A 26,922-nucleotide genomic window follows, 5' to 3' on the forward strand; every position below is an offset into this window, starting at 1 on the left:
GGGGACCCAGTGATTTGGGTGATCGGTGTTCAAAAAGACGCGCGCTGACCCAGGTCCTGAAGCGTTGACGCGAGCTGGACAGGACTGGGTCCCCGCGTTCGCGGGGATGAGCGGAAGGAGAGCGGTCATGCGGTCTCCTTCGCCGGTTCGCTGTTGGGCAGCTTTTTGATCGGCCTGGCCGCCGAGCCGTCATACAGCTTCGGATCGGTCAGGGTCGTGGCCCCGCCTTCCGGCTCTGACGAGGTCCGGCCCACATAGGATCCGGCCTTCGGCGACTTGCCCGCCGCGAAATCATCGATGATCTGCGCCAGAATCTCGGGCGTCAGGTCTTCGAAATAGTAGTCGTTGATCTGGGCCATGGGTGCGTTGGCGCAGGCGCCCAGGCACTCCACTTCCTGCCAGGTGAAGCGGCCGTCGGCGGACAGATGATCCTTGGGCCCGATCTTCTCGCGGCAGGTGGCCATCAGCTCATTGGCGCCGCGCAGCATGCACGGTGTGGTGCCGCACACCTGGATCAGGGCGGTGCGGCCCACGGGCTCCAGCTGGAACATGGTGTAGAAGGTCGCCACCTCCAGCACCCGGATGAACGGCATGCCCAGCAGCTCGGCGATGGCGCGGATGGCGGGCTCGGAGACCCAGCCTCCTGCTTCTGCACCAGCCACAGGATCGGGATCACTGCCGAAGCCTTCCGCTCCGCCGGATATTTGCCGATCCACCAGTCGGCCTTCTTCTTCGTGTCCTTCGAAAAGGCGAACGAGGCCGGTTGATCCTTGGCAAGACGTCGGACGCTCATCGGTCCACCTCTCCGAACACGATGTCGAGCGAGCCCAGGATGGCGGACACGTCGGCCAGCATGTGGCCGCGGTTCATCCAGTCCATGGCCTGCAGGTGCTTGAAGCCGGGCGCCACGATCTTGCAGCGGTACGGCTTGTTGGTGCCGTCGGACACCAGATAGACGGCGAACTCGCCCTTGGGGGCCTCGACCGCCGCATAGACCTCGCCTTCCGGCGTATGGAAGCCCTCGGTGTACAGCTTGAAGTGATGGATCAGGCTTCCATCGACCGCTTCATCTCGCCCCGACGCGGCGGCGCGACCTTGTTGTTCTCGACCATCACCGGGCCGCGGAAATTGCGCAGCTTGTGGATGCACTGCTCCATGATCCGCACCGACTGCTTCATCTCCTCGATGCGGCAGAGGTACCGATCCCAGCAGTCGCCGTTCTTGCCCACGACGATGTCGAATTCCATCTCGTCATAGCATTCGTACGGCTGGGACTTGCGCAGGTCCCACGGAATGTCCGAGCCGCGCAGCATCACGCCCGAGAAGCCCCAGGCCAGGGCCTCCTCTTTGGAGACCACCCCGATGTCCACGTTGCGCTGCTTGAAGATGCGGTTCTCGGTGACCAGGCTCTCGATGTCCTTCAGGGCCTCCGGGAAGGCCTCGCACCATTTCGAGATGTCGTTGATCAGGTCGTCGGGCAGGTCCTGGTGGACGCCGCCGGGACGGAAATAGTTGGCGTGCAGGCGTGCGCCGCAGGCCCGCTCATAGAACACCATCAGCTGTTCGCGCTGCTCGAACCCCCACAGCGGCGGGGTCAGGGCGCCCACGTCCATGGCCTGGGTCGTGACGTTCAGCAGGTGGCTCAGGATCCGGCCGATCTCCGAATACAGCACCCGGATCAGCTGGGCCCGGTACGGAACCTCGATGCCCACCAGCTTCTCGATGGCCAGGCAGAAGGCGTGCTCCTGATTCATCGGCGCCACATAGTCGAGGCGGTCGAAGTACGGGATGTTCTGAAGGTAGGTCCGCGCCTCCATCAGCTTTTCCGTACCCCGGTGCAGCAGGCCGATGTGCGGGTCCACCCGCGTCACCACCTCCCCGTCCAGATCCAGCACCAGACGCAGCACTCCATGCGCCGCCGGGTGCTGCGGCCCGAAATTGATGGTGAACTTGCGGTCGTCCATGTCCTTCACCGGCGCGGCGAACGCCACGGCGCCGGTTTCCAGCGCCGTTTCGTCTCGCGCGTCCAGCTCCGCCTTGCGCATCGTGTCGTGACCGTCAGCCATCACGCCTTGCCTCCGCTGGGCTTGCCGGCCGAGCCGATCGCCTTCTCGTCGCCCGGCAGGACCGACGCGGCGTATTCGGCGCCTTCCCATGGCGACAGGAAGTCGAAATTCCGGAATTCCTGGGCCAGCTTGACGGGTTCATAGACCACCCGCTTCTGCGCCTCGTCGTAGCGGACTTCCACATAGCCGGTCATGGGGAAGTCCTTGCGCAGGGGATAGCCCTGGAAGCCGTAGTCGGTCAGCAACCGGCGCAGGTCCGGGTGGCCCGAGAACAGCATGCCGTACATGTCGAACGCCTCGCGCTCGAACCAGTCCGCCGCCGGATAGACGCCGGTGATGCTGGGCACGGGCGCGCGCTCGTCCGTCGTCACCCGCGCCCGCAGGCGCAGGTTCTTCGTCAACGACAGCAGGTGATAGACCACGTCGAACCGCTCGACCCGCTCGGGATAGTCCACCCCCGCCAGATCGGTCAGCTGCTGGAACTCGAACTGGTCCCGCAGCCTGGTCAGGACCGCCACGATGTCATCGCGGCGAACCTCGACGGTCAGTTCGCCGAACGCCACGCTCCAGCCGGTCACGGCCTTGCCGCCGGCCTTCTGGATGGCGCGGCCCAGCGTGCCCAGGGACTTTTCAGCCTTGGTCATCACATCGGTCATCGGTCGATCGTCCCGGTGCGGCGAATCTTCTTCTGCAGCTGCAGCAGCCCGTACAGCAGCGCCTCCGCCGTCGGCGGGCACCCCGGCACATAGACGTCGACAGGCACAACGCGGTCACAACCACGAACAACACTGTAACTGTAGTGGTAATACCCGCCGCCGTTGGCGCACGAGCCCATCGAAAGCACGTAACGCGGGTCCGGCATCTGATCGTAAACCTTGCGAAGTGCGGGCGCCATCTTGTTGGTCAGGGTTCCGGCCACGATCATCAGGTCCGATTGCCGCGGACTGGCGCGCGGGGCCATGCCGAAGCGCTCCATGTCATAGCGCGGCATGGACGCCTGCATCATCTCAACCGCACAGCACGCCAGACCGAAGGTCATCCACATCAGACTGCCGGTGCGGGCCCAGGTGATGACGTCATCCAGCGAGGCGGTGATGAAGCCGCGCTGGTCCAGCTCGTCGCTGACCTGCTCGAAGAACCGGTCGTGCTTCGCGGGATCGTATCCCTCGACCGTCGAGCGCGCGCCCACCCCATAGGCGGGCGGCACGACCAGGCCCGAAGCCGTCTTGGCGGTCACTGCCATTCCAGGGCCCCCTTCTTCCATTCGTAAAGGAACCCGATGGTCAGCACGCCCAGGAACACCATCATCGACCAGAAGGCGAACACCATATGCTCGCCCGGCATGCCCATCATCGCCACCGCCCACGGGAACAGGAAGGCGATCTCCAGATCGAAAATGATGAACAGGATCGACACCAGATAGAACCGCACGTCGAACTTCATCCGCGCATCGTCGAAGGCGTTGAAGCCGCACTCGTAGGCGGACAGCTTCTCGGTGTCGGGATTCTTGGGCGCCAGCACCCAGGCGGCGATCATGAAGCCGAGTCCAAGCACCGTCGCGATCCCGAAGAAGACCACGATCGGCAGATATTCGAGCAGAAATTCGTTCATCGAGACCACGCCTGGTTCGCCGGGGGGAGGCGGCGGATTCGCGCGTCTTCTAGACCCAAGACGCGAACGGTTCAAACCCATGTCGTACAAGGATTTTGTTGAGAATGGTTCGCAACCTTGAGGGTTGATTTTTCACCCTAACGCCTCTCCCTTTGGGTCAAACTAGGCTCGAGGGGCCGAAGATCAGGAAATTGGGCGCATGGGCATCGGCAACTGGCTGCTGAACGGGGTCGAGAAGGCGGGCAACAAGCTGCCGGATCCGGTGTTCATCTTTGTCTGGCTCATCGCCATCCTGATGGGGGTCAGCGTCTTCGCTACCTATGCAGGCTGGGCCGCCGTCAATCCGGTGACGGGCGCGCCGATCGTTGCGGAGAGCCTGGTTTCACCCGACAACCTTCGGCAGCTGTTCGTTGAGATGCCCCGGACCCTGACCGGCTTCGCGCCCCTGGGTTATGTCCTGGTGGTCATGCTGGGCGCAGGCGTGGCCGAGCGCACAGGGTTGTTTTCCGCCGGCATGCGGGCGGCCGTGAAACGCGCCCCCGCCTTCCTCCTCACGCCCATGGTCATCTTCATCGCCATCATCGGCAACCACGCGGCGGACGCGGCCTATGTGGTTCTGGTGCCTCTGGCGGGCGTGCTCTACGCCGCCGCGGGCCGCCACCCCATCGCCGGCATCGCCGCGGCCTTTGCCGGTGTATCTGCAGGCTTCTCGGCGAACATCTTCCCCGGCCAGCTGGACGTCCTGCTGCTGGGCATCACCGAGCCGGCCGCTCAGCTGATCGACCCCAGCTGGACCATGAATCCGGCGGGCAACTGGTTCTTCATCGTCGCCATGACCGTGATGTTCGTGCCCCTGGGCTGGTGGGTCACCGACAAGATGATCGAGCCGCGCCTGGGCGCCTGGGTCCAGAAGGATGATTCGCCGATCCAGATCTCGGACGGCGACACCACCCCGGCCGAGCGTCGCGGCCTGTGGATGGCCGGCCTGGCTGCGCTGGTGGTCATCGGCGGATGGGCGGCCATGGTGTTCGCGCCCGGCGCGCCTCTGGTCGATCCTGAAGGCGCGGACTCCGCCGCCCGGCTGCAGCCGTTCTATCAGTCCCTGGTGGCGGCCTTCTTCGTGCTGTTCCTGCTCACCGGCGTGGCCTTCGGCGTCGCCGCGGGCACGGTGAAATCGCACCGGGACATCGTCAGGATGACCTCCCAGGCCATGGCCGACATGGCGCCCTACATCGTCCTGGCCTTCGTGGCGGCGCACTTCGTGGCCATGTTCAACTGGTCGAATCTGGGGGCCATCATGGCCATCGGCGGCGCCGAGCTGATCAGCCAGTCGGGCCTGAACACCTTCGGCCTGCTGTTCGCCATCGTCATCGTGGCGGGCTTCATCAACATCTTCGTGGGCTCGGCCTCGGCCAAATGGGCCTTCCTGGCCCCGATCCTGGTGCCCATGCTGATGCTGCTGGGCATCAGCCCCGAGATGACCACGGCCGCGTACCGCATGGGCGACTCGGTCACCAACATCATCACGCCCCTGATGGTCTATTTCCCGCTGGTGCTGACCTTCTGCCACCGCTGGGACAAGGATTTCGGCATGGGCAGCCTGATGGCGATCATGATCCCCTATTCGATGGTCTTCATGATCTTCGGCTCGATCATGACTGGCGCCTGGGCCGCCGCCGCCTTGCCGCTGGGGCCCGGCGCCGGGGTGCACTACGATCTTCCCACCCCCGCCGAGGCCGCCCAGCCCGCCAATCCGGTGGGCCCGGCGGCGCCGGAACCGTCGGGGCGGTAATTTCATGACTTATGCCGCTTGACGGCGCGAGGGGCGCCGCCTAAACGACGCCCCTCGCCGCGACGCACCGCTTCGCGACGAGGGAATACGCGGGTGTAGCTCAGTTGGTTAGAGTGCCGGCCTGTCACGCCGGAGGTCGCGGGTTCGAGCCCCGTCACTCGCGCCATTCCTTCTTTCGAGGGAATGGCGCTTTTCAATTCCCCCATCGTCGGCCGTAATCCCGCATTTCCACGCGCGAATGCCGTCCGCGGCAAGGTTTTGCGCGAATTTCACGGCGCTTTACGCCCACCATCTTCGGACGCAATTGAACTGACGGCCTGGTCAGCAGCCGCGTAGGAGACCGGAATCAGCCGTCGATACCGGTGAGACTCATTTGAGTGTCACCAGCCCGGCCCGCTTCCGTTCAGATTCGCCCAGCCCTATGGAGGCCTCCGGCGCGCGCCGTGGGACTTGTGAGACTCTCATTGGACTGTCTTTGCGTCCGACCGTCTCAGTGGACCGGATAGGACACACCCGGCTGGACGAAGGCGGTCTGGCCGCTGACGTCGCCATAGACCATGCACAGGTCCTCGAAGACCCGCCCCCAGGAGAACCGCTGGACCGCCCGCAGACGCGCGGCCTGGCCCAGGGCCTCCACATCCCGCGCGAACAGGGCCTCGACGGCGGCGGCGAAGGCGGCAGGCTCGGCGGCCTCGGCCAGTTCGCCGACCTCGCGGTCCACGGTCTCGGCCACCCCGCCGGCGTTCACGCCCACCACGGGGCGACCGCACGCCATGGCCTCCAGCACGATCAGGCCGAAGGGCTCGTGGTCGTTGGCGTGCACGAAGGCGTCACAGCTGGCCACGATCCGCGCCACGGCCTTCGGGTCTGATTCGTAAGGCAGGGAGATCACCCGGTCCTCGCGGGGCAGGCCCATGCCCGCGCCCACCAGCACAAGATGATAGGGCGCGCCCAGCTTCTGGACCGCCCGGATCAGGACGTCGATGTTCTTCTCACGCGCGGGCCGCCCGGCGAACACCAGCAGCCGCGCATCGGACTTCAGGCCCAGCTGCTTCAGCAGATCGGCCCGGTCCGCCCGCTCCGGTCGGAAGGTGTCCACCTCCACGCCCAGGGGCTGGACCACGATGTTGGACACCCTCGCCTCTTCCAGGCGGCGAGCAATGTAGCGGCTGGGCGAAACCACCCGGTCGAACTGGCAGAACAGCTTCGACCAGCGCTTCTCCACCGGTTTCTTGGCCCATTCACCGAAATGCAGCGCCGCCAGCGCAGCCGGATCCGAATGACAGAAGCCGATCACCGGACATCCCGCCCGCTGCCCGGCCTCCAGGGCCGCCTGCCCGGGCGTGTAGGGGTCGCCGGCCTCGATCAGGTGGGGGTGGGTCGCCGCCACCCATGCGCTCCAGCGCTTGATGGACGTGGGCCAACGGTATCCGTCGCCGAACGGCAGTTTGGGCGCCTGCAGTGTCAGCAGGCCCGGACGCGAATGATAGCGCGCGCCCGGCACGACCAGGGTGTGGGCGATTTCGGGCCGGTTCGCCTCCAGCCAGGCCTTCTTGGCCAGCAGATAGCGTTTCACGCCGCCGGACCGGGGCGCATAAAGCATGGTGGTGTCGACCATCCGGGTTCTGGGGTCGGCTGAAGCGCCCTTCACACTGCTGAAAGTGTTCGCCACCTTTTCGTCCCGGCCGGGAATCAGCTGAACTTCGCTTTCCTGAACGTCGATCATTCCTTACTCCGCCTTACCCATAAGGCTGCAACGCGCAAGCGCGAGCGTTGGATGCGTGCGCTCCACCACAGTAACGGTCAAGCTTTCTGATGTCGCAGGCGTGCATGGCTTTGCACGACAGCTTCATCACGGCTATGAGGGGGACGGCCTTGCAATCGCCTCAAATTCGAGAAACTTGGGGCGTGCCGTTCGGTCCCGGACTCGGGGTCAGACTGTATCGGGCGCGCGTCACCAAGGGGTTCTTAATCCATGCGTAAACTGCTCGCGGCCGCTGTCGCGCTCGCACCTCTCGCCATCGCCGCCGGGGCCGCTCACGCCGACACCGAGATTTCGAACACGCGCACCACGCCGATTCTGACCGCGAACGCCAACAACGGCGAAGCGGACGATGTGGTGATCACCAATGGCGGCACGCTCAGAATCGCCACCGGCGTCGCCGCGACCCTGAACTCCGACAACGACATCACGATCGCCAACGGCGGACTGATCCAGATGGAGGACGCCGAGGACGGCGCCACCGCGATTCTGGCGGAAGGCGGCAACTCCGGCTCGATCGAGGTCAACGGCCTGATCAGCATCACCGAGGATCACGAAGGCGAGGACGAGGACGAGGACGGCGACCTGGACGGTCCCTTCGCCATCGGGTCGGATCGCTATGGCATTCGCGTCGTCGGCGCCGAGGCGCTGGACGGCGGCATCACCGTCGGCCGTCAGGGCGCCATTACGGTCGAGGGCAACAACTCCTACGGCATCTTCAATGAGGCTGGACTGACGGGCGACCTGGTGATGCGCGGCAGCGTCACCATGACCGGCGACGGCTCCTATGCGATCCGCAGCACGGGAAATGTCGACGGCGATGTCTGGGTCGGCGGCGCCATCACTGCGCGTGGCGAGGATACGGTCGGCGTGTCGCTGGAAGGCGATATCGGCGGATCCCTGCGCATCGACGGCAACATCACCGTGACCGGTTTCCGCTATACCGGCCGCTCCGCCAACGAGGAGGCGGTGGAGGCCCTGGACGAGGACGACCTCCTGATCGGCGGTCCTGCCGTCCGCATCAGCGGCAACGTGGCCGGAGGCGTTCTGCTGGCCACAACGGCTCCCCCCGTCGAAGACGAGGATGAGGACGACGATGAGGAGAACCCGGACACGGACGGTGACGGCGTTCCGGACTCTGAACAGACAACCGCCAGCATCACCTCATTCGGCTCCGCGCCCGCCATCGAGATCGGTTCGGAAACCCGGGACATCACCCTGGGCCTCGTGGGGGCGGACGAACTCGCCTACGGCTTCATCAACCGCGGAGGCGTGACGGCCTCGGGCGTCTATGACGGCGTCGAGGCGACCGGCATTCAGATCGGCGTCGCCGGCGGCAACGCCGTCACCATCGAGGGCGGCTTCAGAAATGAAGGGGGCGTCGAAGCGCGTTCGAGAGAGGCCGCCGCGACGGCGGTCCGGTTCGGCGCCGGCGCCACGACCCCCATTCTCTACAACTCGGGCACGATCCTTGGCGGCGCGGTGACCGACGGCGGCCATGACGCCACGGCGATTCTTGTCGAAGCCGGCGCCAGCCTGCCGGCCCTGTACAATTCCGGCCGCCTGCAATCGGTTCTCACCGGTGCGCTCGGCGATGCGGTGACCATTCGCGACCTCAGCGGCACCCTCACCCAGATCGACAACATCGGCGTCATCCAGGCGACCACGGTCTCGACGCGGGATGAAGACGGCGAGGTCATTCCCGCCGAAGGGCAGCGCGTCGCCATCGACGTCAGCGCCAACACAACCGGGGTCACCCTGACCCAGCTCCTTCTGGAGACGGATCCCGAGGATCCGCCCGCCAGCGGCATCACCTCCCCGGTGATCAGCGGCGACATCCTGCTCGGCTCGGGGGCCGACACCGTGGATATCCGTGACGGGTTCGTTTACGGAAACATCGATTTCGGGTCCGGCGCGGACAGACTGCTGATCAGCGGCGACGCCGAGGTTCGGGGCGCCCTGTCCGCCACCGGCGGCCTGCTCTCCATCGACGTGGCCAGCGGGCTCCTGGACGCCCAGCAGGCCGGCTCTCTCGACATCAGCAGCCTGTCCGTCGGCGCCGACGGCGATCTGATCCTCACCATCGATCCGGCGGCGGGAACGTCCGGCGGGTTCAACGTGTCGGGAACCGCCAGTTTCGCGGACGGCGCCGGTCTCGGCGCCCGCTTCATCTCGCTCGTGGATGATCCGACCCGTTACGTCGTCATCGAGGCGGGCGTGCTGGAATTCGGCGATATCGACGAGAGCTCGCTCACGGAGAACTCGCCCTTCCTGTTCGTGGTCGAGGCCGGGGCGGATGAAGCCGCCGGCCAGGTCTACCTGGACGTGCGTCGCCGCACCGCCGACGAGATCGGCATGATCCAGTCGGAATCTGCGGCCTTTGATGCGGTCTACAACGCCCTGAATTCGGACGAGGAGCTGCGCAACGCCTTCCTTGGCCAGAACGAGCGCGACGGCCTGATGGCCGTGTACGAGCAGATGCTGCCGGATCATTCGGGCGGCGCCCTGATCTCCCTGGCCTCGGGTGTGGATGCGGTGACCCGGGCCCTCGCCGGCCGCAACAACAGCGCCGCGCGCGGCGAGACCAGCGCCTGGCTGCAAGAAATCAATTTCTACGCCGACAAGGAGACCGACAACGCCTACGGCTTCAAGTCGGAGGGCTTCGGCTTCGCCGGCGGCGTGGAACGGGGAACGGCCTTCGGCGCCATCGGCGTGTCCACGGCCTTCACCTCCTCGGATCTCGAAGAGCCGGGCGCGGCCGCTGAAGAGCGTCTGTCGGCCAATCTGATCGAACTGGGCCTCTACTGGCGCGCCCAGGGCGGCTCCTGGACCACCTGGGCCCGTGCGGCGGGCGGCTACGCCAGCTTTGAATCGGTCCGACAGTTCGTGGGCGAAGGCATCCTGCGCCGCGCCGAGGCCGACTGGAACGGCTACACGGTCACGGCCGCGGCTGGCGCGTCCTACGAACGCAATTTCGGCCGCTACAGCCTGCGGCCGGAAGTCCTGGCCGAATATTTCGCCCTGAGCGAAGACGGCTTCGAGGAAACCGGCGGCGGCGACGGCTTCAATCTGGCGATCGAGGACCGGGACGGCCACATCTTCTCGACCACGGCCGCCCTGAACTTCGGCATGGGCTTCGGCGAGAACCAGTGGCTGCGTCCCGAGCTTCGGGTCGGCTGGCGTCAGATCATCTCCCACGACGGCGGGATCACCACGGCCCGCTTCCTCAGCGGCGGTCCCGGCTTCGATCTCATGGCCGACAGTCTCGAAGGGGGCGGTCCGATCGTCGGCCTGCGTCTGAACGTGGGCAACGAGCTCGGCATGCTGGCCGTCGAGGCCGATGCGGAGTTCCTGGACGATTACGTCCGCTACGCCCTGCTGCTACGGGCAAGCTTCCGGTTCTGATTGCTGCGGAACGCCGCCGGCCAAAAGCCAGGCGGCCTCCACCTTGCCCGCGAACAGGGCGCGCCGCGCCGCGGGGTCTCCACGCGGCGGCGTCTTCGGCGCCGTAACGCCGGCATAGCCCTCGCGCGGCGCAGGCCAGGCGCCCTGCCCGCTCCAGTCGGTGTCGACGGACGTGGCGAGAATCGTGGAAATCAGCACAAGGGTCAGCATCTGCCAGCCTATGCCCGTGCGCGGGTGTCGGCCTCAAGCCACGAAAGCTGACGGATTGGTGGGCGGCGACGGGTTCGAACCGCCGACCCTCTCGGTGTAAACGAGATGCTCTTCCAGCTGAGCTAGCCGCCCTCAATTGAACAGGGCGCGGACCGCACGGCCCGCGCCCTGATCGAAACAACGCATAAACGGTTTAGCCGTTCAGGGCGCTCTTCAGACCTTCGCCGACGCGGAAGCGCGCGGTCTTGGAGGCCGGGCGTTGAACGGTCTCGCCGGTGCGCGGGTTGCGCGCCAGACCAGCCTTGCGCTCGGTCGCCACGAAGCTGCCGAAACCGACCAGACGCACGTCCTCGCCGGACTTCAGCGCCTTGGTCACGCTTTCGGTGAACACGTCCAGGGACTTCTTGGCCTGGTCGCGGGTGATCCCGGCGCCATCGGAGATGGCGGCGATGAGTTCAGCTTTCGTCATTACAATTTTCTCCAGCCCTATATGGGCGCAGCTGCCGTCTGAAAGACGACTCGGCCTAAGCCCTACGCCCCGACTAAAGGACAGCTTTTCCCTCGCGTCAAAAGGGAAACCGCCCGCAATCCCTTTAAATTGGGGGTTTTTCGGCCTTTTCGCAGGATTTTCTCACCGATCAGTGGCTGATGACGGTCTCCGCGCCGGTCCCCGCAGGCGGGGCAGGCGGAAGGGGTTCCGTCTCCTCGTCCCACTCCACCGGCGTCAGGTTGCCCGTCAGGGCCCACTTCAGCGCCTCATCGGCGGTGGACACCGGCACGATCTCCAGCGCCGCCTTGACGTTGTCCGGCACCTCGGCGAGGTCCTTCTCGTTCTCCTGCGGGATCAGCACCGTCTTCACGCCCGAACGCAGGGCCGCCAGCAGCTTCTCCTTCAGGCCGCCGATGGCCGTGACCCGGCCCCTCAGCGTGATCTCGCCGGTCATGGCGATGTCCTTGCGGATCGGGATGCCGGTCAGCACCGAGACCATGGCCACGGTCATGGCCACGCCCGCCGAGGGGCCGTCCTTGGGCGTCGCGCCGTCGGGCACGTGCACGTGGATGTCGGTCTTCTCGAACACCGGCGGCTTGACGCCGAAGGCCAGGGCCCGGGCGCGCACATAGCTGGCGGCGGCCGAGATGGACTCCTTCATCACCTCCTTGAGGTTGCCGGTCACGGTCATGCGGCCGCGGCCCGGCATCTTGATGGCCTCGATGGTCAGGATGTCGCCGCCGAACTCGGTCCAGGCCAGACCGGTGACGATGCCGACCTGATCCTCCTCGTCCGTCTCGCCGTGGCGGTATCGACGGACACCGGCGTATTCGGCCAGCTTGGCGTCATCCACGGTGATCGACAGGACATCACCGCGCGCCATCTCGCGCACGGCCTTGCGGGCCAGCCCGCCCAGGGCCCGCTCCAGCGAACGCACGCCGGCCTCGCGGGTGTAGTAGCGGATAGTGTCGCGGATGGTCTCGTCCGGCACGATCCACTCGCCCTCCTTCAGGCCATGGTCCTTGGCCAGCTTGGGCAGCAGGTGCCGCTTGGCGATCTCGACCTTCTCGTCCTCGGTGTAGCCGGCGACGCGGATGATCTCCATCCGGTCCATCAGCGGCTGGGGCATGTTGAGGCTGTTGGCCGTGGTCACGAACATGACGTTCGACAGGTCGTAGTCCACCTCCAGATAGTGGTCGCCGAAGGTCGAATTCTGCGCCGGGTCCAGCACCTCCAGCAGGGCCGAGGACGGGTCCCCGCGCCAGTCGGCGCCCAGCTTGTCGATCTCGTCCAGCAGCACGAAGGCGTTGGTGGTCTTGGCCTTCTTCATGGACTGGATGATCTTGCCGGGCATGGAGCCGATGTAGGTGCGGCGGTGGCCGCGGATCTCGGCCTCGTCCCGCACGCCGCCCAGCGACATGCGCACGTACTCACGGCCCGTCGCCTTGGCGATGGAGGCGGCCAGCGACGTCTTGCCGACGCCGGGAGGGCCCACCAGGCACAGGATCGGCCCCTTCAGGCTGTTGGTGCGCGCCTGAACGGCCAGATACTCGATGATCCGCTCCTTGACCTTCTCCAGACCATAGTGGTCCTCCTCGAGAATGGTCTCGGCCTTCGCCAGGTCGATGGGCTTGGTGCGCGCCTTGCCCCACGGGATCGACAGCAACCAGTCCAGATAGTTCCGCACCACGGTGGATTCCGCCGACATGGGCGACATGTTGCGCAGCTTCTTGACCTCGGCCTCGGCCTTGGCGCGCGCTTCCTTGGACAGCTTGGTCTTGCGGATGCGCGTCTCGATCTCGAGGATTTCGTCGCGCTGATCGTCGGTCTCGCCCAGCTCGCGCTGGATCGCCTTCATCTGCTCGTTCAGATAATATTCGCGCTGGGTCTTCTCCATCTGACGCTTCACGCGCGAGCGGATCTTCTTCTCCACCTGCAGGACGCTGATCTCGCCCTCCATCAGGCCGTAGACCTTTTCCAGGCGGCGCGGCACGCTGATGGTGTCCAGCAGGCTCTGCTTGTCGGAAATCTTGACCGACAGGTGCGCGGCCACCGAGTCCGCCAGCTTGGACGGGTCGGTGATCTGCGGAATGGAGCTGAGCGCCTCGGGCGGGATCTTCTTGTTCAGCTTCACATAGCTGTCGAACTGCTCGACCACGGCGCGGATCAGGGCCTCGGCCTCCTCGGCGTCGCCGTCCTCATCGTCGATCTCGACGGCGCTGGCCTCGTAGAACTCCTCCCGCTCGGTGAAGGCCGTCAGGCGCGCGCGCGACTTGCCCTCGACCAGCACCTTCACGGTGCCGTCGGGCAGCTTCAGCAGCTGCAGGACCGTGGCCAGCACGCCGATGGGATAGATGGCGCCGGGCGCCGGATCGTCGTCCACCGAGTTCTTCTGGGTGGCCAGCAGTATCTGCTTTTCCCCCTTCATGATCTCGTCGAGGGCGCGCACGGATTTCTCGCGGCCCACGAACAGGGGCACGACCATGTGCGGGAAAACGACGATGTCGCGAAGCGGCAGGACGGGGAGAATCTTGGACTCGGACATGATGCTCACTGCTTTCAGGGCCCTCGATCATCTTGGACCCACGGCCCGGACATTCGGACCGTCCGCCGATTCCGACGGTGTTCGGAAGAGTATGTGGCGTCAAACGCGGGCGGTTCAAGCTTGACGGAAATCCGGCCACAGAACCGTGATGCCCCCACGCGCCCGCCGGACGACGCAGGACGGCCGCCAACGGTCAGCCCGTCAGGGACGTATCACACCACTTCGCGCAGCAGGGCGGCCTTGTAGTCGGCGACCCAGAGATTGCGGAAACGGCGGCTGCGCTCGGCATGGTAGATGTGGGCCAGCTCGGCGTAGGAGCGGTCGAAATCGTCGTTGACGAAGACGTAGTCAAAGACGTCGCAGTGCTCGATCTCGCCCTTGGCGTTCTTGATGCGCCGCTCGATCACCTCCGGCGCATCCTGCGACCGGGTGATCAGCCGACGTCGCAGCTCCTCGAGGCTGGGCGGGAGGATGAAGACGCGCACCGCGTCTTCGGGGCATTTCTCGGCGACCTGGGCCGCCCCCTGCCAGTCGATGTCGAACAGCACGTCCCGGCCCTCGGCCAGGGCCCGGTCGATGGGGCCGCGCGGCGAGCCGTAACGCTGGCCATGCACGTCGGCCCATTCCAGGAACGCGTCCTGATCCACCAGCCGCTGGAACTCCTCGTGGCTGACGAAATTGTAGTCGCGGCCGTCCACCTCGCCGGGGCGGATGGGCCGGGTGGTCATGGAGATGGACAGCTCCAGCCCGCCGTGGTCGGCCATCAGGCGACGGCACAGCGAAGTCTTGCCCGCCCCCGAAGGGCTGGCGACGATGAGCAGGACGCCGCGGCGCGGGGTGTGGTTATTCGACATTCTGGACCTGCTCACGCAACTGTTCGATGGCGGCCTTGAGGTCAAGGCCCACGGCGGTCAGCCGCGTGGTGGCGGACTTGGAGCACAGGGTGTTCGCCTCGCGCATGAACTCCTGCATCAGGAAGTCCAGCTTGCGGCCCACCGCCCCGCCCTTCGACAGGGCGCGCGCCGAATCGATGTGGGCGGTCAGCCGGTCCAGCTCCTCGCGCACGTCGGCGCGGGCGGCCAGGGCGGCGGCCTCCAGAACGATGCGGTCCGCCAGATCCGGTGCGTCGGGCGCCAGCTCGTTCATGCGGCGGGTGAAGCGCTCACGGATGGCCTCCGTCTGGGCCGCGGCGTCGGTTTCCGCTTGCCCGACCAGCACCTCGATGCGTTCGATCAGGCCAATGACGACCGGGGCCAGCCGCTCGCCCTCGGCGGCGCGCGAGACCGACAGGGCGTCCAGCGCATCGTTGATGCTGACGGTCATGGCCGCTTCGAGGGCGGCGCGGGTCTCGGCGTCGGCGTCCTCCTGCGGCGCCTCCATGACCCCGCGCAGGGCCAGCAAGCCGTCGGCCGAGGCCTGGGCGAAGCCGCGCCCGGCCAGACGTTCGGCCATGGCCGTGTATTGCTCCAGCACCGCCTCGTTCAGGACCAGAGCCTGATCGCCCTCGGCGCGGCGGGCCTGGACCCCCAGGGTGATCTGGCCGCGCTGGAAGCGGGCCTGCGCCGCCTCGCGCGTGGATCGCTCAAGCCCGTCGAAGCCCGGCGGGCCGCGAAAGCGGACCTCCAGATTGCGCCCGTTGACCGACCGCGCCTCGACCGCCCAGGTCCAGCCCTGATGGGCGCCCTCGGCCCGGCCGAAGCCGGTCATGCTGGTCAGTTGCGCCATCAGGGTTCGCCGTCCCCCGCCGCATCCTCGCGCGCATCCTCCAGCACCGCCTCGGGCGGGGCCGTCTCGGCCGGCTCCCCCGCCCGCCGGGCCTCGATGGCGCGCCAGCGGGCCACGTTTCGCAGGTGTTCGTCATAGGTGCGGGCGAAGGCGTGGCCCCCCGTGCCGTCGGCGACGAAGAACAGATATTCGGTCTCGGGCGGGTTCAGCACGGCGGCCAGGGCCTCGCGGCCCGGATTGGCGATGGGCGTCGGCGGCAGACCGTCGATCAGATAGGTGTTGTAGGGCGTCTGGCGCTGCAACTCGGAGCGGCGAATGCCGCGGCCCAGCGGACGGCCGCCGTTGACGCCGTAGACGATGGTGGGATCGCTCTCCAGCCGCATGCCGCGACGCAGCCGGCTGATGAACACCGCCGCCACCTGGGGCCTTTCCTCGGCCAGGCCGGTCTCCTTCTCGACGATGGAGGCGAGGATCACGGCCTCTTCCGGCGTGTCGATGGGCAGGTTCGGCGCGCGCCCGGCCCAGAGCTCGGCCAGCAGTTCGTCGTGGGCCTGCTGCATGCGGCGCACCACCTCGGCGCGGGTTTCCCCACGCGTGACTTCATAGGTTTCCGGCAGCAGCGAGCCCTCGGGCGGGATCGGGATCTCGCCGGTCAGCACCTCTTCGGCGTTCAGGATGTCCCAGGCTTGGGTCGACGACCGGCCCTCAGGCAGGGTCACGAAGTGGCGCACCACCTCGCCTGACACCAGCTTGTCGATGACCCCGGCCAGCGACAGGCGTGATTCGATCTCGTACTCGCCCGCGCGCAGCCGCCGGTCGGCGCCGCTCAGGCTGGCGGCGGCGCGGAACATGTCGGGCGACCGGATCACCCCGGCCTCGTGCAGGGCCGCGCCGATTTCCGAAACCCCGGCGCCGGAGCGCAGGATCACGGTCGTGGTCTCGCCCTGCCCCGCCTGCGGACCCGGCCCCCAGTAGACGCTCCAGACCCAGACCAGCCCGGCGATGGCCACCAGGCTGAGCGTGGCCGTGGCGCCGATCAGGCCGGCGATCAGACCGCCCTTCTTCTGTTCCGGCGTTTCCCCCCGCCGACGGAACAGGGCCATCTCAGGACACCGACTTCAGGATCAGACAGGCGTTGGTGCCGCCGAAGCCGAAGCTGTTGGACACGGCCACATCGATCTTCCGCGCCTTGCCCTTGTCCCTGACCATGTCGATGGCCGTCTCGTGTTCCGGATCATCCAGATTGATGGTCGGCGGCGCGGTCTGGTCGCGGATGGCCAGGGCGCAGAACGCCGCCTCCACCGCCCCGGCGGCGCCGAGCAGGTGGCCGATCATGGACTTGGTCGAGGACAGGGAGACGTTCTTCGCATGGTCGCCCAGCACTCGCTCGATGGCCTTCAGCTCGATCCAGTCGGCCATGGTCGAAGTGCCGTGGGTGTTGACGTAGTCGATGTCCGACGCCTGCATTCCGGCCTGCTTCAGCGCCATCTGCATGGCGCGGTAGCCGCCCTCCCCGTCCTCGGACGGGGCTGTGATGTGATAGGCGTCGCCGCTCATGCCGTAGCCCGCCACCTCGGCGTAGATCTTGGCGCCGCGGGCCTTGGCGTGCTCGTACTCCTCCAGCACCAGAATGCCCGCGCCCTCGCCCATGACGAAACCGTCGTGGTCCCGATCATAGGGACGGCTGGCCTTTTCCGGCGCGTCGTTGAAGCTGGTGGTCAGGGCGCGGCAGGCCAGGAATCCGGCGATGCCCACAGGCACGATGGCGCTTTCCGCGCCGCCGGCCACCATCACGTCCGCGTCGCCCAGGGCGATCATGCGCGCCGCATCACCGATGGCGTGGGCGCCCGTGGCGCAGGCGGTGACGACAGAGTGGTTCGGGCCCTTGAGGCCGTGACGGATCGACACCTGGCCGGACGCCAGATTGATCAGGGCCGAGGGGATGAAGAACGGGCTGACCCGGCGCGGACCCTGCTCCTTCAGCACGATGGCGGTGTCGGCGATGGGGCCGAGACCGCCGATGCCGGAGCCGATCATGACGCCGGTGGCTTCCTGGTCCTCGGTCGATTCGGGCTTCCAGTTCGCGTCGGCCAGGGCCTCGTCGGCGGCGGCGATGGCGAACAGGATGAAGTCGTCGACGCGCTTGCGGTCCTTGGCCGACATGATCTGATCGGGGTCGAAGCTGCCGGGCGTGTCCGGCCCGCCGCCGCCCCGTCCGTCCACGGACGGCACCTCGCAGGCGATGGTGCAGCCGTAGCCTTCGGTGTCGAAGACCGTGATCTGGCCGGCGCCGGACTTGCCGTCCAGGATGTTTCGCCAGCTGTGTTCGACGCCCCAACCCAGGGGGGTGACGAGGCCGATGCCAGTGATGACGACGCGGCGCATGGTCAGCTCCTCAAGAACCTAAGCCTTAAACAGTAACGGCCGCCGGTCGGTCCCGCAAAGGAACAGGCCGGCGGCCGCCGAATTACCGTTGATCGTGAGCCGAAATCAGCCCGCGGTCTTCTCGTCGATGAACTTCACCGCGTCGCCGACCGTCTGGATGTGCTCGGCCGCGTCATCGGGAATCTCAATGTCGAATTCTTCTTCAAAGGCCATCACCAGCTCGACGTTGTCGAGCGAGTCGGCGCCCAGGTCGTCGATGAAGCTGGCCTTTTCGGTCACCTTGTCCGGATCGGCGTCCAGGTGGTCGATGACGATCTTGCGGACGCGTTCGAGAGTATCGGACATGAATCTAATGCCTTCCTAGATACGCCTTAGTGGCGGTCTTTCTGGTCGCGCTCCGTTGTCACGAAGCCGCTGGTTTCGCAAGTCCCATAGCCCACGGAACCGGTGGCTGGTAGCGCGAATTGATGTTTAGCACGCCTGAAACGGGAGGAAACAGCCCGTCATGACAGGAATGTGAGGGAACCGGTCCCGGCTCAGATCATCGCCATGCCGCCGTTCACGTTCAGGGTCTGGCCGGTGACATAGGCGCCTTCGTCCGAGGCCAGATAGACGGCCGCTGCCGCGATCTCGTCGCCCGTGCCGAGGCGGCCGGCCGGGATGCGGGTCAGGATGGCGTCGCGCTGCTGGTCGTTCAGGGCGTCGGTCATGGGGCTGGCGATGAAGCCCGGCGCGATGCAGTTCACCGTGATCCCGCGCGAGCCCACTTCCTGGGCCAGGGCCTTGGAAAAGCCGATCATGCCGGCCTTGGACGCCGCATAGTTGGTCTGGCCGGGGTTGCCGGTGACGCCGACCACGGAGGCCATGCCGATGATGCGGCCCGAGCGGCGCTTCATCATGCCCTTCACGGCCGCGCGGGCCAGACGGAAATAGCTTTCCAGATTGATCTTGATGACGGCGTCCCACTCCTCGTCCTTCATGCGCATCAGCAGGCCGTCCTTGGTGATGCCCGCGTTGGCCACGAGGATGTCCAGCGGCGCGCCCGCGGCCTCTTCCGCCCGCGCCACCAGGCCGTCCACCGAATCGGGGTCCGACAGGTTGGCGGCGGCGGCGAAGGCCCGCTCGCCCAGTTCGCCCGCCAGATCGGCCAGCACCGACTCGCGCGTGCCGGACAGCACCACGCTGGCGCCCTGGGCATGCAGCGCCCGGGCCACCGCCCCGCCGATGCCGCCCGTCGCGCCCGTCACCAGCGCCGTCTTGCCCGAAAGATTGAACATGGAGTGTCTCCTGGGAATCCTGTGGCCGTCGTCCTAGCCCGATGCGCTCGACATCGCCAGTTTTCCGGGGGAAGGTCCAAGGGTAGCGATAACGGGAGGCTCGCCATGACCATCCATCTGAACCGGCGTCATCTGTTGCTGTCCGGTGCGGGTCTGGCGCTGGCGGGCTGCGCGAATGGCATCACGCCAGCGGAGGCGGCGCAGCGGCTCCCCTCGACCCAGGCGGCCATGGACCGGCATGTGGCGGCGGGCCACGTCCCGGGAATCAGCGTCGGTGTGCGCATGCCCGACGGACAGGACGTGTTCCTGGAGGCCGGATCGCTGGACTTCGACGGCGCGGCGGCGGCCGATGAAGACACCCTGTGGCGCATCTATTCCATGACCAAGCCCGTCACCGGGGCGGCCGCCGCCCTGCTGATCGAGGACGGCGTGCTGACCCTGGACACACCGGTGGCGCAGTTCATTCCCGAGTTCGCCAATCTGACCGTCGTGACCGACCGGACCAGCGGACTGGACGCGCGGCCCGCCACCCGCACCATGACGGTCCGCCACCTGCTGACCCACACGGCGGGTTTCACCTATCACTTCTTCGGCGACCAGCCGGTGGCCAACGCCTACAGCCGGGCGGGGATCTTCCCGGTCACCGGCTACAACCTGTCGCCGCGCGAGATCGACGGGCCGAAGGTGCGCGATCTGGACGCATGGCCCGGGCCCTGGCTGACATCCCCCTGATGTACGAGCCGGGCACGGAATACCTCTATTCCATCTCGCTGGACGTGCTGGGACTGGTGATCCAGCGGGCCTCCGGCATGAGCTTCCCCGACTTCGTGCAGCGCCGTCTGTTCAACCCGATCGGCATGGACGACACCGTCTGGCGCCTGCGCGGCGCCGGCGACCGTCGCCGGTTCGCGGCCCTCTACAACTACGCCGACGGCGGCCGCCAGGTGGTCGATCCGGTGGCGGAAACCGCCTACGCCGAGCCGGTCACCCTGTTCGCGGGCGGCGCAGGACTGGTGTCCTCCACCCGCGATTATCTGGCCTTCCTGACCACCATCCTTGATGACGGACGCGCGGGCCGGGTCCGCGTCATGACGCCCGAGACCGCACGCCTCATCCGCTCCGACATCCTGCCCGAAGGCGTGAACCCCGAGAACGGCGCCTTCCGTTTCGGCTTCGGCGGCGGAGTCGGCCTGCCCGACGGCGACACCCCCGGCGAGTTCGGCTGGGGCGGGGCTGCGGGCACCCAGGGCTGGCTGGACCCCGTGCGCCGCACCGCCGGAACCATCATGCTGCAGCAGTTCGGCCAGTCCGCCCCGGTGGCGGGCGACGTGCGCGCGGCCATCGCGGCGGACATCGCCGCGTCTTCGTGAAGCGCCCAGACCGAAATCGGTTCAGTTGGACGCAGTCCAACTGGGCTCAGATTTCGGTCCAGTTTAAAGCGAGAGCCTGATTCACGGCATCGGTGAAATCGCGAAGCGATTCCACCTCAACCGATCAGGCTCTAGCCGCCGCCGACCAGCTGGACGATCTCGATCCGGTCGCCGTTCGCCAGCGCCGTCTCTGCGTGCAGCGACCGGGGCACGATCTCCAGATTGCGCTCCACCGCCACCTTCTTCGGGTCCAGGCCCAGGGTCTCGACCAGATCCAGAATCGTGCCCGCCTCAACCTCGCGGGGTTCGCCGTTGACTTCGATACGCATGACGCTAGGTCAACCTCTTCTGCGGCGAGCCTTTGACCCGCGCGCGCGTTCAGTTAAAAGGCCGCCCGGAATCGCGAGCGGCGGAGCCCATGGCCCGATCTGACATCATCTATGTGCTGAACGGGCCCAACCTCAACCTGCTGGGGCAGCGCGAGCCGGAAATCTATGGTCGCCAGACCCTTTCCGACATCGAGGCCCTGTGCCGCGCCGCAGCGCCGGACGCCGAGATCGTCTTCCGCCAGTCCAATCACGAGGGCGAACTGGTGGACTGGATTCACGAGGCGCGCGGCAAGGCCTCGGCCCTGGTCATCAACCCGGCCGCCTTCACCCACACCTCCGTGGCCCTGCTGGATGCGCTCAAGACCTTGGACATTCCGGTCATTGAGTGCCATCTGAGCAATCCGGCGGCGCGGGAGGAGTTCCGACGTCATTCCTATGTTTCGCTGGCCGCGACCGGCGTCATTTCGGGCCTCGGCCCGCACGGCTACGAGCTGGCGGTCAGGGCCGCCCTGCGGCTGGCGCAGGAACGCGCCGGCGGTTCGGCTCGTTCATAAAGACTCACACGAAGGCTCATCGACCTCATGGCTGACAGCAAGACCGACAAGAAATTGCCGAACGACCCGGCGGGCGAAATCGACACCGCGCTGGTGCGCCAGCTGGCCGACATCCTCAACGACACCGAGCTGACCGAGATCGAGGTGGAGCGCGGCGATCTGAAGATCCGCGTGGCCCGCGAGCTGACCGTCGCCGCCGCGCCGGTGCAGTACGCCGCCGCCCCGGCCCAGGCCGCGCCGGCTCCGGCCCCCGCGCCCGTCTCCATGCCGTCGGACCCGGCCACCATCGTCTCGCGCAAGGGCGAAGAGGTGAAGTCGCCCATGGTCGGCACCGCCTATCTGAAGCCGTCGCCGGAGGCCCCGCCGTTCGTGCAGGCGGGCGACAAGGTCAAGAAGGGCCAGACCCTGCTGATCGTCGAAGCCATGAAGACCATGAACCCCATCGCCGCGCCCCGCGACGGCGTGGTGGTCGACATCATGGTGGGCGACGCCCAGCCGGTGGAATACGGCGAAGCCCTCGTCCTGCTCGAGGACTAGGCCATGTTCACCAAGGTCCTGATCGCGAACCGGGGCGAGATCGCCCTGCGCATCCATCGCGCCTGCAAGGAGATGGGAATCTCCACCGTGGCGGTGCACTCCGAGGCTGACCGGGGCGCCATGTGGGTGCGCCTGGCCGACGAAAGCGTCTGCATCGGCCCGGCCCCCGCGGCCAGGTCCTATCTGAACATCCCCTCGATCATCGCCGCGGCCGAGATCACCGGGGCCCAGGCCATTCACCCCGGCTACGGCTTCCTGTCGGAGAACGCCCGCTTCGCCGAGATCGTCGAGGCCCACGGCATGACCTTCATCGGGCCGAAGCCCGAGCATATCCGGGTCATGGGCGACAAGATCACGGCCAAGCAGACGGTGCTGGAGGCCGGCATCCCCTGCGTGCCCGGCTCCGACGGCGAGGTGGAGACCATCGAGGCCGCCATCGAGGCGTCAAAGGCCATCGGCTTCCCCCTGATCGTCAAGGCGGCGGCGGGCGGCGGCGGACGCGGCATGAAGGTGGCCCTGACCGCCGACGATCTGGTCGAGGCCGTCCAGACCGCCCAGTCCGAGGCCCTGGCCGCCTTCGGCAACGGCGCGGTCTACATGGAGCGCTACCTCCAGAAGCCCCGGCACATCGAGATCCAGGTCATCGCCGACAGCCACGGCAACGTCGTGCACCTGGGCGAGCGCGACTGTTCGCTGCAACGCCGCCACCAGAAGGTGCTGGAGGAAGCCCCCTCCCCGGCCCTGACGGCGAAGGAGCGCGCCGCCATCGGCGAGACGGTCAACAAGGCCATCGGCAAGATCGGCTATCTGGGCGTCGGCACCATCGAGTTCCTGTGGGAGGACGGCGAGTTCTTCTTCATCGAGATGAACACCCGCCTGCAAGTCGAGCATCCGGTTACGGAAATGATCACCGGCGTCGATCTGGTGCGCGAGCAGATCCGCATCGCCGCCGGCTTGCCGCTCAGCTTCACCCAGGATCAGGTCACCTTCGACGGCCATGCCATCGAGGTCCGGATCAACGCCGAGAATTCCGAGACCTTCACCCCCTCGCCGGGTCTGGTGAATGATTTCCACGCCCCGGGCGGTCTGGGCGTGCGGCTGGATAGCGCCCTCTACGCCGCTATACGATCCCGCCCTATTACGACAGCCTGATCGGCAAGCTGATCGTTCACGGCCGGGACCGCGCCGAGTGCGTCGCCCGCCTGAAGCGCAGCCTGAACGAGATGGTCGTGGGCGGCATCGACACCACGATTCCCCTGTTCCAGAAGCTGTTGAACGAGCCTGACATCCTGTCCGGCGACTACGACATCCACTGGCTGGAGAACTGGGCCAAACGCCAGAAGGGCGAGGGCTGAGCGTCACGCCATCAAAAGCGTGTTCCTGATCTCGGCATCCAGTCGCGCCTGAACCGTCGGGTCAGGGTCGATCAGACAGGCGTAATCCAGGGCGTCCAACTGCCCATGAATGATGCTCTGCGCGACCACGGTGTAAATGATCGCGTACAGCGGCAGGATATCGGCAGGCCAGTGATCCGGGGGCGTCCGACGAAGCGTGCGGCGAGAATCCACAAAACTCACCATCCTGTCGCGGCACCACCTGAATCCGAAGCCCAGACGATGGAAGACCAGACGGAGTCCTCTCAGCGGCCATTTTGCACGGACATAAGCCATCGGTGTCTCCCGGGCCTCCCGTCCATGCTCCTGATCGTCCCGAATAAGCCTGTCGAGCGCGCTGGATCCGAACATGTCCTTCATGAAGGAAAAACGGTTGTCCCGCGCCCAGGGCAGAATGTTGCGCCACATGCCGGCCACGTCGCGGCGATCCAGGATGCCCGCCTCCACCCCGTTGCCGATACGTCGCCCCCAGGCCGCGACATGATGCAGGATCAGCGTGTCGATCAGCCAGTCACGATGGATGCGGACATATCGGGAGTGATTGATGGAATGGTAGATTCGGATGTTCTTGCGCACCTGCATCTTTTCAAACCAGATGACATCCTTGGTCAGGGCGTATTCCAGGTTCCAGAGTTCATCAGCCCTGTAAACGGCGCGCGGTCGTCCGGGCGCTCTCACCAGACAGCGCGTCGCCATCAGGTTGAAATATTCCCGATCAAGATCGTACAGCAGACGGGCGCGCTCGATCTTTCGCCCGTCTCGCGCAGCCCTGATCTGGTTTGAGTGTATGAGCCAATACGCCAGAATGGCCACCACAAGACCGCCCAGCAGTGAGAATCCGGTCTGGACAACCAGTTGGGCCGCTTCAAATGACTTGCTGGTGTCAAGGCCCAGTGTGCTGAGTTCATGGGCTATCCGCTCGCCCAAAGTCGATTGCTTCAAGACCGCTCCCCCCTGCGACAGTCCCCCGGCAATAGAGGTCGACCCCCAGGTTTCGTCAATCGCCGTCATGCGAAGCTCGGTCGGCACATTCGCGAGGGCGGAGTCACTATGAAGGACTTCATCACCCGCTTCGGGCCGGATGAGCTTCTGGCCGCCTACGCCGCCGGCGTCTTCCCCATGGCGGACAGCCGCGACGACCCCGAAATCTATCTGGTCGAGCCGGCCATGCGGGCCGTCCTGCCGTTGGACCGTTTCCGTCTGTCGTCCCGGCTGGCCCGCACGGTGCGGCAGGACCGCTTCGCCGTCAGCGTCAGCACCGATTTCGAGGCGGTTCTGGACGCCTGCGCCGAGCCGGCGCCGGGCCGTGAGGACACTTGGATCAACGCCGCCATCCGCGAGCTCTACCTGGCCCTGCACGCCCGCGGCGCGGCCCACAGCGTCGAATGTCGCCTCAATGGCGCGCTCGTGGGCGGCCTCTACGGCGTGACCCTGGGCGGGGCCTTCTTCGGCGAAAGCATGTTCAGCCGGGCGACCGACGCCTCAAAGGTCGCCCTGGTCCATCTGGTGGCGCGGATGAACAAGGGCGGCTGGCGGCTGCTGGACGCACAGTTCATGACCGGGCACCTGTCGCAGTTCGGTTTTGTGGAGACGCCCCAGGCGGCCTATCTGCGCACCCTCAAGGAGATTCTGGACGTCACGCCCGATCTCCCCGCCTTCATGGCTCCGATGACGGGCGCCCAGGCCGTCGACTACGCCCGGCAGCCCACGACCCAGGCGTCATAGTTCGGGTGCTCCAGCGGATTGACCGCCGGGGCCGAGGCGAACATCCAGCCCCGGAACACCTGACGCGCCTGCGTCGGCTGGTTGGTGCCGCTGGGCTGGGAGCGGATCTCCAGATAGGCCGCGGCCTCTTCCTGCGGATCGTCGGCGGCGTTCACCTCGCAGGCCCGCGCCGTGAAGATCAGGCTGTTGCGGAAGCGAACCGGCGGACCGCCCACCTGCACTTCAAAGCGCATGGTCTCTGCCGTGGTCTTGTCCAGGGCCTGGATGATGGCCACCGGTCGACGCTCGCGGGCGGGCGCCTCCTCGGGCTCCTCCAGCGTCTCCGGAACATCGTCCGTGTCGGCCTCGGCCAGCTCCGTGTCTTCCGTTTCGTCTTCCTCGACCTCTTCCGCTTCGGCCCGTTCGACCGGTTCGGCGGGACGGGGCTGGGCCTGCATCAGCGCGCCGGGCGGGGCGCGGTTCAGGGCCTCGGTGGCGCGACGGGCGGCGTCCTGCTCCTGCTGTTGCCGGATCAGGATGTCGGCGACGGGATCCGCGGACACCGGCTGCTGGGGCTGGGGCTCGCCCTGAGGCACAGGCTGGGCGTCCTGCGGCTGCTGCTCGGTCTGGGCCACGCCGATCCCGGCGGCGGCCAGTCCGATGGCCACCACGCCCGCCAGCAGTCTGCCGCGGCGGGTCATCCCTCGGGCGTCCAGGCCTGATAGTCGCCGGTGGCGGCTGGACGGCGGCCCTCGGCGGCCAGCGAGCCCTTGGGACGCCAGGCCATGGGCGTGCCGGTCAGGTTGGGAAGGTGCGGCCGCTCCCAGGAGCGGCGCGCCATGCCGTCCTCTGACGGCGGCTCGTCGAAGGTGTAGCGCAGCCAGCCGTGCCAGTCGGGCGCCACCTTGGTCGCCTCGGCGTAGCCGTCGTAGATCACCCAGCGGCGCTTGCGGCCGTCATAGCTGGTGGTGTCCCGCGACTGGTAATAGCGGTTGCCGAACTCGTCCGTGCCGACCAGTTCGCCGCGCTTGGCGATGGTGAACAGGGTGCCGATGGTGGCCCCGTTCCACCAGGTGAAGATCTTGGCCAGCAGGTTCAGCACTTGGGACGCTTTCGTGATGGGAATCAGGGCGGCGACGCGCCCCTTGAACGGCCGCGAATATAGAAACCGCGCCGCCCCGCGTCCAGCATTCCGATTGTCGCCATTATTCGCAATATCTTGTGGGTAAGCGGCCGCGAGTAACCACATTTATTGTCTCGCCCGCCGCCATGGCCCTAGTCTCGCGCCATGACCGCGGAGACATCGATGCGCTTTTCATCCCGGTTCACCGATTCCGCCGCCGCCGTGGCCCTGGAGCCGCGCGCCGTGGAGCGGCCGGACCGCATCCAGACCGTCCTCGCCCCCGCCGGCTGGCCCTCCGCCCGCATCGAAGCCTGGCTGGACTGGGCCGGGGATCTGCCGGGCGATCTGCCCAACCTCGCCCCCGAAGCCCTCACCGCGCCTCTGCACCCCGAACTGCTGGACGGCGGGCCCGGGCGCTGGGCCGTCCGCCTGGCCGCCTGGGGGCATGCCCTGGGTCTGTTCGAGAGCGTCGGCGTCGCGCGCGCCTTCGCCGAGGAGCTGATCGGCGCCGTGCTGCTGGGGCTCGCCGCCCCGGCCGCCGCCGCCGCCGGGGGTCACCGCATCCATCCGGTCGCCGACGATGAGGGTCTTGAGACCCCGGACCGCGACGTCATCGATCTGGCCGATCCCGCCGCCGCCGCAC

General features: G+C 66.9%; 24 protein-coding genes, 2 tRNA genes and 4 pseudogenes. 10 read left to right on the forward strand and 20 right to left on the reverse strand.

Going from position 1 to position 26,922, the window contains the following annotated elements; genetic code table 11:
- Nucleotides 1–125 precede the first annotated feature (125 nt).
- The 5 genes and pseudogenes from nuoE to MBEBAB_RS09850 all read right to left on the reverse strand — a co-directional run bounded on the left by nuoE (nucleotide 126) and on the right by MBEBAB_RS09850 (nucleotide 3,677).
- A pseudogene (nuoE, locus tag MBEBAB_RS09830) lies at nucleotides 126–793 on the reverse strand (NADH-quinone oxidoreductase subunit NuoE).
- A pseudogene (locus tag MBEBAB_RS09835) lies at nucleotides 790–1,964 on the reverse strand (NADH-quinone oxidoreductase subunit D). Before MBEBAB_RS09835 ends, nuoE begins: the two co-directional pseudogenes overlap by 4 nt.
- A gap of 101 nt (nucleotides 1,965–2,065) precedes the next feature.
- The gene (locus MBEBAB_RS09840; RefSeq protein ID WP_021697825.1) at nucleotides 2,066–2,722 is read right to left on the reverse strand and encodes an NADH-quinone oxidoreductase subunit C; all 657 of its coding nucleotides are present in this window, start codon (nucleotides 2,720–2,722) and stop codon (nucleotides 2,066–2,068) included.
- The gene (locus tag MBEBAB_RS09845; RefSeq protein WP_370541132.1) at nucleotides 2,719–3,330 is read right to left on the reverse strand and encodes a NuoB/complex I 20 kDa subunit family protein; all 612 of its coding nucleotides are present in this window, start codon (nucleotides 3,328–3,330) and stop codon (nucleotides 2,719–2,721) included. The genes MBEBAB_RS09840 and MBEBAB_RS09845 overlap by 4 nt, the downstream gene beginning before the upstream one ends.
- On the reverse strand, nucleotides 3,300–3,677 hold the full coding sequence (locus MBEBAB_RS09850) for an NADH-quinone oxidoreductase subunit A (RefSeq protein ID WP_045319163.1): 378 nt from the start codon (nucleotides 3,675–3,677) through the stop codon (nucleotides 3,300–3,302). The genes MBEBAB_RS09845 and MBEBAB_RS09850 overlap by 31 nt, the downstream gene beginning before the upstream one ends.
- A 199-nt stretch (nucleotides 3,678–3,876) precedes the next feature.
- Here MBEBAB_RS09850 and MBEBAB_RS09855 point away from each other — a divergent pair, with 199 nt between their 5' ends.
- Together MBEBAB_RS09855 and MBEBAB_RS09860 are read left to right on the forward strand one after the other, a co-directional pair.
- Nucleotides 3,877–5,469: an AbgT family transporter gene (locus MBEBAB_RS09855; protein WP_021697828.1), complete on the forward strand. Its 1,593-nt coding sequence runs from the start codon at nucleotides 3,877–3,879 to the stop codon at nucleotides 5,467–5,469.
- A gap of 89 nt (nucleotides 5,470–5,558) precedes the next feature.
- Nucleotides 5,559–5,635: transfer RNA gene (locus MBEBAB_RS09860), tRNA-Asp, on the forward strand.
- Between the two features lie 324 nt (nucleotides 5,636–5,959).
- Here the strand turns inward: MBEBAB_RS09860 and MBEBAB_RS09865 are convergent.
- On the reverse strand, nucleotides 5,960–7,087 hold the full coding sequence (locus tag MBEBAB_RS09865; RefSeq protein ID WP_370541133.1) for a glycosyltransferase: 1,128 nt from the start codon (nucleotides 7,085–7,087) through the stop codon (nucleotides 5,960–5,962).
- 357 nt (nucleotides 7,088–7,444) lie between these two features.
- Here MBEBAB_RS09865 and MBEBAB_RS09870 point away from each other — a divergent pair, with 357 nt between their 5' ends.
- Nucleotides 7,445–10,636: an autotransporter outer membrane beta-barrel domain-containing protein gene (locus MBEBAB_RS09870; RefSeq protein WP_021697830.1), complete on the forward strand. Its 3,192-nt coding sequence runs from the start codon at nucleotides 7,445–7,447 to the stop codon at nucleotides 10,634–10,636.
- Here MBEBAB_RS09870 and MBEBAB_RS09875 read toward each other — a convergent pair.
- From MBEBAB_RS09875 to fabG, 10 genes are all read right to left on the reverse strand, one after another.
- A complete protein-coding gene (locus tag MBEBAB_RS09875; protein WP_021697831.1) occupies nucleotides 10,613–10,846 on the reverse strand; it encodes a hypothetical protein in 234 nt (77 codons plus the stop codon). The two genes, MBEBAB_RS09870 and MBEBAB_RS09875, sit on opposite strands and share 24 nt — an antisense overlap.
- A gap of 56 nt (nucleotides 10,847–10,902) precedes the next feature.
- Nucleotides 10,903–10,978: transfer RNA gene (locus MBEBAB_RS09880), tRNA-Val, on the reverse strand.
- Nucleotides 10,979–11,039: 61 nt separating this feature from the next.
- Complete coding sequence (locus tag MBEBAB_RS09885) at nucleotides 11,040–11,315, reverse strand: HU family DNA-binding protein (RefSeq protein WP_021697832.1); 276 nt, start codon at nucleotides 11,313–11,315, stop codon at nucleotides 11,040–11,042.
- A gap of 169 nt (nucleotides 11,316–11,484) precedes the next feature.
- Nucleotides 11,485–13,881, reverse strand: a complete 2,397-nt coding sequence (gene lon, locus MBEBAB_RS09890) for an endopeptidase La (protein WP_021697833.1) — start codon at nucleotides 13,879–13,881, stop codon at nucleotides 11,485–11,487.
- Nucleotides 13,882–14,093: 212 nt separating this feature from the next.
- Nucleotides 14,094–14,735: a guanylate kinase gene (gene gmk / locus MBEBAB_RS09895; RefSeq protein WP_021697834.1), complete on the reverse strand. Its 642-nt coding sequence runs from the start codon at nucleotides 14,733–14,735 to the stop codon at nucleotides 14,094–14,096.
- Nucleotides 14,725–15,606 carry a YicC/YloC family endoribonuclease gene (locus tag MBEBAB_RS09900; RefSeq protein ID WP_021697835.1) on the reverse strand — a complete coding sequence of 294 codons (882 nt, stop codon included), beginning with the start codon at nucleotides 15,604–15,606 and terminating at the stop codon, nucleotides 14,725–14,727. Before MBEBAB_RS09900 ends, gmk begins: the two co-directional genes overlap by 11 nt.
- Entirely contained in the window at nucleotides 15,606–16,709 is a 1,104-nt protein-coding gene (mltG, locus tag MBEBAB_RS09905) for an endolytic transglycosylase MltG (protein ID WP_021697836.1), read from the reverse strand. The genes MBEBAB_RS09900 and mltG overlap by 1 nt, the downstream gene beginning before the upstream one ends.
- A gap of 1 nt (nucleotide 16,710) precedes the next feature.
- A complete protein-coding gene (gene fabF, locus MBEBAB_RS09910; protein ID WP_021697837.1) occupies nucleotides 16,711–17,991 on the reverse strand; it encodes a beta-ketoacyl-ACP synthase II in 1,281 nt (426 codons plus the stop codon).
- Between the two features lie 105 nt (nucleotides 17,992–18,096).
- The gene (locus MBEBAB_RS09915) at nucleotides 18,097–18,336 is read right to left on the reverse strand and encodes an acyl carrier protein (RefSeq protein WP_021697838.1); all 240 of its coding nucleotides are present in this window, start codon (nucleotides 18,334–18,336) and stop codon (nucleotides 18,097–18,099) included.
- 191 nt (nucleotides 18,337–18,527) lie between these two features.
- Complete coding sequence (gene fabG, locus MBEBAB_RS09920; protein WP_021697839.1) at nucleotides 18,528–19,268, reverse strand: 3-oxoacyl-[acyl-carrier-protein] reductase; 741 nt, start codon at nucleotides 19,266–19,268, stop codon at nucleotides 18,528–18,530.
- A gap of 105 nt (nucleotides 19,269–19,373) precedes the next feature.
- On the opposite strand from fabG, the gene MBEBAB_RS18065 reads away from it, so the two are divergent.
- Nucleotides 19,374–20,000, forward strand: coding sequence for a serine hydrolase domain-containing protein (locus MBEBAB_RS18065; protein ID WP_021697840.1), 627 nt, complete (start codon nucleotides 19,374–19,376; stop codon nucleotides 19,998–20,000).
- A complete protein-coding gene (locus MBEBAB_RS18070) occupies nucleotides 19,970–20,638 on the forward strand; it encodes a serine hydrolase domain-containing protein (RefSeq protein WP_052516783.1) in 669 nt (222 codons plus the stop codon). The genes MBEBAB_RS18065 and MBEBAB_RS18070 overlap by 31 nt, the downstream gene beginning before the upstream one ends.
- Before the next feature lie 131 nt (nucleotides 20,639–20,769).
- Here the strand turns inward: MBEBAB_RS18070 and thiS are convergent, their stop codons facing one another.
- On the reverse strand, nucleotides 20,770–20,967 hold the full coding sequence (thiS, locus tag MBEBAB_RS09930) for a sulfur carrier protein ThiS (protein WP_021697842.1): 198 nt from the start codon (nucleotides 20,965–20,967) through the stop codon (nucleotides 20,770–20,772).
- Between the two features lie 89 nt (nucleotides 20,968–21,056).
- Between thiS and aroQ the strand changes: the two genes are divergently transcribed.
- From aroQ to accC, 3 genes and pseudogenes are all read left to right on the forward strand, one after another.
- Nucleotides 21,057–21,521, forward strand: coding sequence for a type II 3-dehydroquinate dehydratase (gene aroQ, locus MBEBAB_RS09935; RefSeq protein WP_021697843.1), 465 nt, complete (start codon nucleotides 21,057–21,059; stop codon nucleotides 21,519–21,521).
- A gap of 27 nt (nucleotides 21,522–21,548) precedes the next feature.
- Nucleotides 21,549–22,058, forward strand: a complete 510-nt coding sequence (accB, locus tag MBEBAB_RS09940; RefSeq protein WP_021697844.1) for an acetyl-CoA carboxylase biotin carboxyl carrier protein — start codon at nucleotides 21,549–21,551, stop codon at nucleotides 22,056–22,058.
- A 3-nt stretch (nucleotides 22,059–22,061) separates the two neighbouring features.
- Nucleotides 22,062–23,413, forward strand: a pseudogene (gene accC, locus MBEBAB_RS09945) (acetyl-CoA carboxylase biotin carboxylase subunit).
- A 3-nt stretch (nucleotides 23,414–23,416) separates the two neighbouring features.
- Here the strand turns inward: accC and MBEBAB_RS09950 are convergent.
- A complete protein-coding gene (locus MBEBAB_RS09950) occupies nucleotides 23,417–24,463 on the reverse strand; it encodes a hypothetical protein (protein ID WP_148291502.1) in 1,047 nt (348 codons plus the stop codon).
- Nucleotides 24,464–24,502: 39 nt separating this feature from the next.
- Between MBEBAB_RS09950 and aat the strand changes: the two genes are divergently transcribed.
- Nucleotides 24,503–25,177 carry a leucyl/phenylalanyl-tRNA--protein transferase gene (gene aat, locus MBEBAB_RS09955; RefSeq protein ID WP_021697847.1) on the forward strand — a complete coding sequence of 225 codons (675 nt, stop codon included), beginning with the start codon at nucleotides 24,503–24,505 and terminating at the stop codon, nucleotides 25,175–25,177.
- On the opposite strand, the gene MBEBAB_RS09960 is transcribed toward aat, so the two are convergent.
- Together MBEBAB_RS09960 and MBEBAB_RS09965 are read right to left on the reverse strand one after the other, a co-directional pair.
- Nucleotides 25,144–25,857 carry a DUF2155 domain-containing protein gene (locus MBEBAB_RS09960; RefSeq protein ID WP_021697848.1) on the reverse strand — a complete coding sequence of 238 codons (714 nt, stop codon included), beginning with the start codon at nucleotides 25,855–25,857 and terminating at the stop codon, nucleotides 25,144–25,146. The genes aat and MBEBAB_RS09960 overlap by 34 nt on opposite strands.
- Nucleotides 25,854–26,249 carry an NADH:ubiquinone oxidoreductase subunit NDUFA12 gene (locus tag MBEBAB_RS09965; protein WP_045319168.1) on the reverse strand — a complete coding sequence of 132 codons (396 nt, stop codon included), beginning with the start codon at nucleotides 26,247–26,249 and terminating at the stop codon, nucleotides 25,854–25,856. Before MBEBAB_RS09965 ends, MBEBAB_RS09960 begins: the two co-directional genes overlap by 4 nt.
- A gap of 213 nt (nucleotides 26,250–26,462) precedes the next feature.
- Here MBEBAB_RS09965 and MBEBAB_RS09970 point away from each other — a divergent pair.
- Nucleotides 26,463–26,922: pseudogene (locus MBEBAB_RS09970) on the forward strand (hypothetical protein); the annotation flags it as partial.

The sequence above is a fragment of the Brevundimonas abyssalis TAR-001 genome, assembly GCF_000466985.1.
Taxonomy (GTDB): domain Bacteria; phylum Pseudomonadota; class Alphaproteobacteria; order Caulobacterales; family Caulobacteraceae; genus Brevundimonas; species Brevundimonas abyssalis.

Excerpts from the sequence above, each read along its gene's own strand:
- MBEBAB_RS09840 (WP_021697825.1), bottom strand. The coding sequence starts at position 2,722 with ATGACCGATGTGATGACCAAGGCTGAAAAGTCCCTGGGCACGCTGGGC.
- MBEBAB_RS09845 (WP_370541132.1), bottom strand. The coding sequence starts at position 3,330 with ATGGAAGAAGGGGGCCCTGGAATGGCAGTGACCGCCAAGACGGCTTCG.
- MBEBAB_RS09850 (WP_045319163.1), bottom strand. The coding sequence starts at position 3,677 with ATGAACGAATTTCTGCTCGAATATCTGCCGATCGTGGTCTTCTTCGGG.
- MBEBAB_RS09855 (WP_021697828.1), top strand. The coding sequence starts at position 3,877 with ATGGGCATCGGCAACTGGCTGCTGAACGGGGTCGAGAAGGCGGGCAAC.
- MBEBAB_RS09865 (WP_370541133.1), bottom strand. The coding sequence starts at position 7,087 with ATGGTCGACACCACCATGCTTTATGCGCCCCGGTCCGGCGGCGTGAAA.
- MBEBAB_RS09870 (WP_021697830.1), top strand. The coding sequence starts at position 7,445 with ATGCGTAAACTGCTCGCGGCCGCTGTCGCGCTCGCACCTCTCGCCATC.
- MBEBAB_RS09875 (WP_021697831.1), bottom strand. The coding sequence starts at position 10,846 with ATGCTGACCCTTGTGCTGATTTCCACGATTCTCGCCACGTCCGTCGAC.
- MBEBAB_RS09885 (WP_021697832.1), bottom strand. The coding sequence starts at position 11,315 with ATGACGAAAGCTGAACTCATCGCCGCCATCTCCGATGGCGCCGGGATC.
- lon (WP_021697833.1), bottom strand. The coding sequence starts at position 13,881 with ATGTCCGAGTCCAAGATTCTCCCCGTCCTGCCGCTTCGCGACATCGTC.
- gmk (WP_021697834.1), bottom strand. The coding sequence starts at position 14,735 with ATGTCGAATAACCACACCCCGCGCCGCGGCGTCCTGCTCATCGTCGCC.
- MBEBAB_RS09900 (WP_021697835.1), bottom strand. The coding sequence starts at position 15,606 with ATGGCGCAACTGACCAGCATGACCGGCTTCGGCCGGGCCGAGGGCGCC.
- mltG (WP_021697836.1), bottom strand. The coding sequence starts at position 16,709 with ATGGCCCTGTTCCGTCGGCGGGGGGAAACGCCGGAACAGAAGAAGGGC.
- fabF (WP_021697837.1), bottom strand. The coding sequence starts at position 17,991 with ATGCGCCGCGTCGTCATCACTGGCATCGGCCTCGTCACCCCCCTGGGT.
- MBEBAB_RS09915 (WP_021697838.1), bottom strand. The coding sequence starts at position 18,336 with ATGTCCGATACTCTCGAACGCGTCCGCAAGATCGTCATCGACCACCTG.
- fabG (WP_021697839.1), bottom strand. The coding sequence starts at position 19,268 with ATGTTCAATCTTTCGGGCAAGACGGCGCTGGTGACGGGCGCGACGGGC.
- MBEBAB_RS18065 (WP_021697840.1), top strand. The coding sequence starts at position 19,374 with ATGACCATCCATCTGAACCGGCGTCATCTGTTGCTGTCCGGTGCGGGT.
- MBEBAB_RS18070 (WP_052516783.1), top strand. The coding sequence starts at position 19,970 with ATGGCCCGGGCCCTGGCTGACATCCCCCTGATGTACGAGCCGGGCACG.
- thiS (WP_021697842.1), bottom strand. The coding sequence starts at position 20,967 with ATGCGTATCGAAGTCAACGGCGAACCCCGCGAGGTTGAGGCGGGCACG.
- aroQ (WP_021697843.1), top strand. The coding sequence starts at position 21,057 with ATGGCCCGATCTGACATCATCTATGTGCTGAACGGGCCCAACCTCAAC.
- accB (WP_021697844.1), top strand. The coding sequence starts at position 21,549 with ATGGCTGACAGCAAGACCGACAAGAAATTGCCGAACGACCCGGCGGGC.
- MBEBAB_RS09950 (WP_148291502.1), bottom strand. The coding sequence starts at position 24,463 with ATGACGGCGATTGACGAAACCTGGGGGTCGACCTCTATTGCCGGGGGA.
- aat (WP_021697847.1), top strand. The coding sequence starts at position 24,503 with ATGAAGGACTTCATCACCCGCTTCGGGCCGGATGAGCTTCTGGCCGCC.
- MBEBAB_RS09960 (WP_021697848.1), bottom strand. The coding sequence starts at position 25,857 with ATGACCCGCCGCGGCAGACTGCTGGCGGGCGTGGTGGCCATCGGACTG.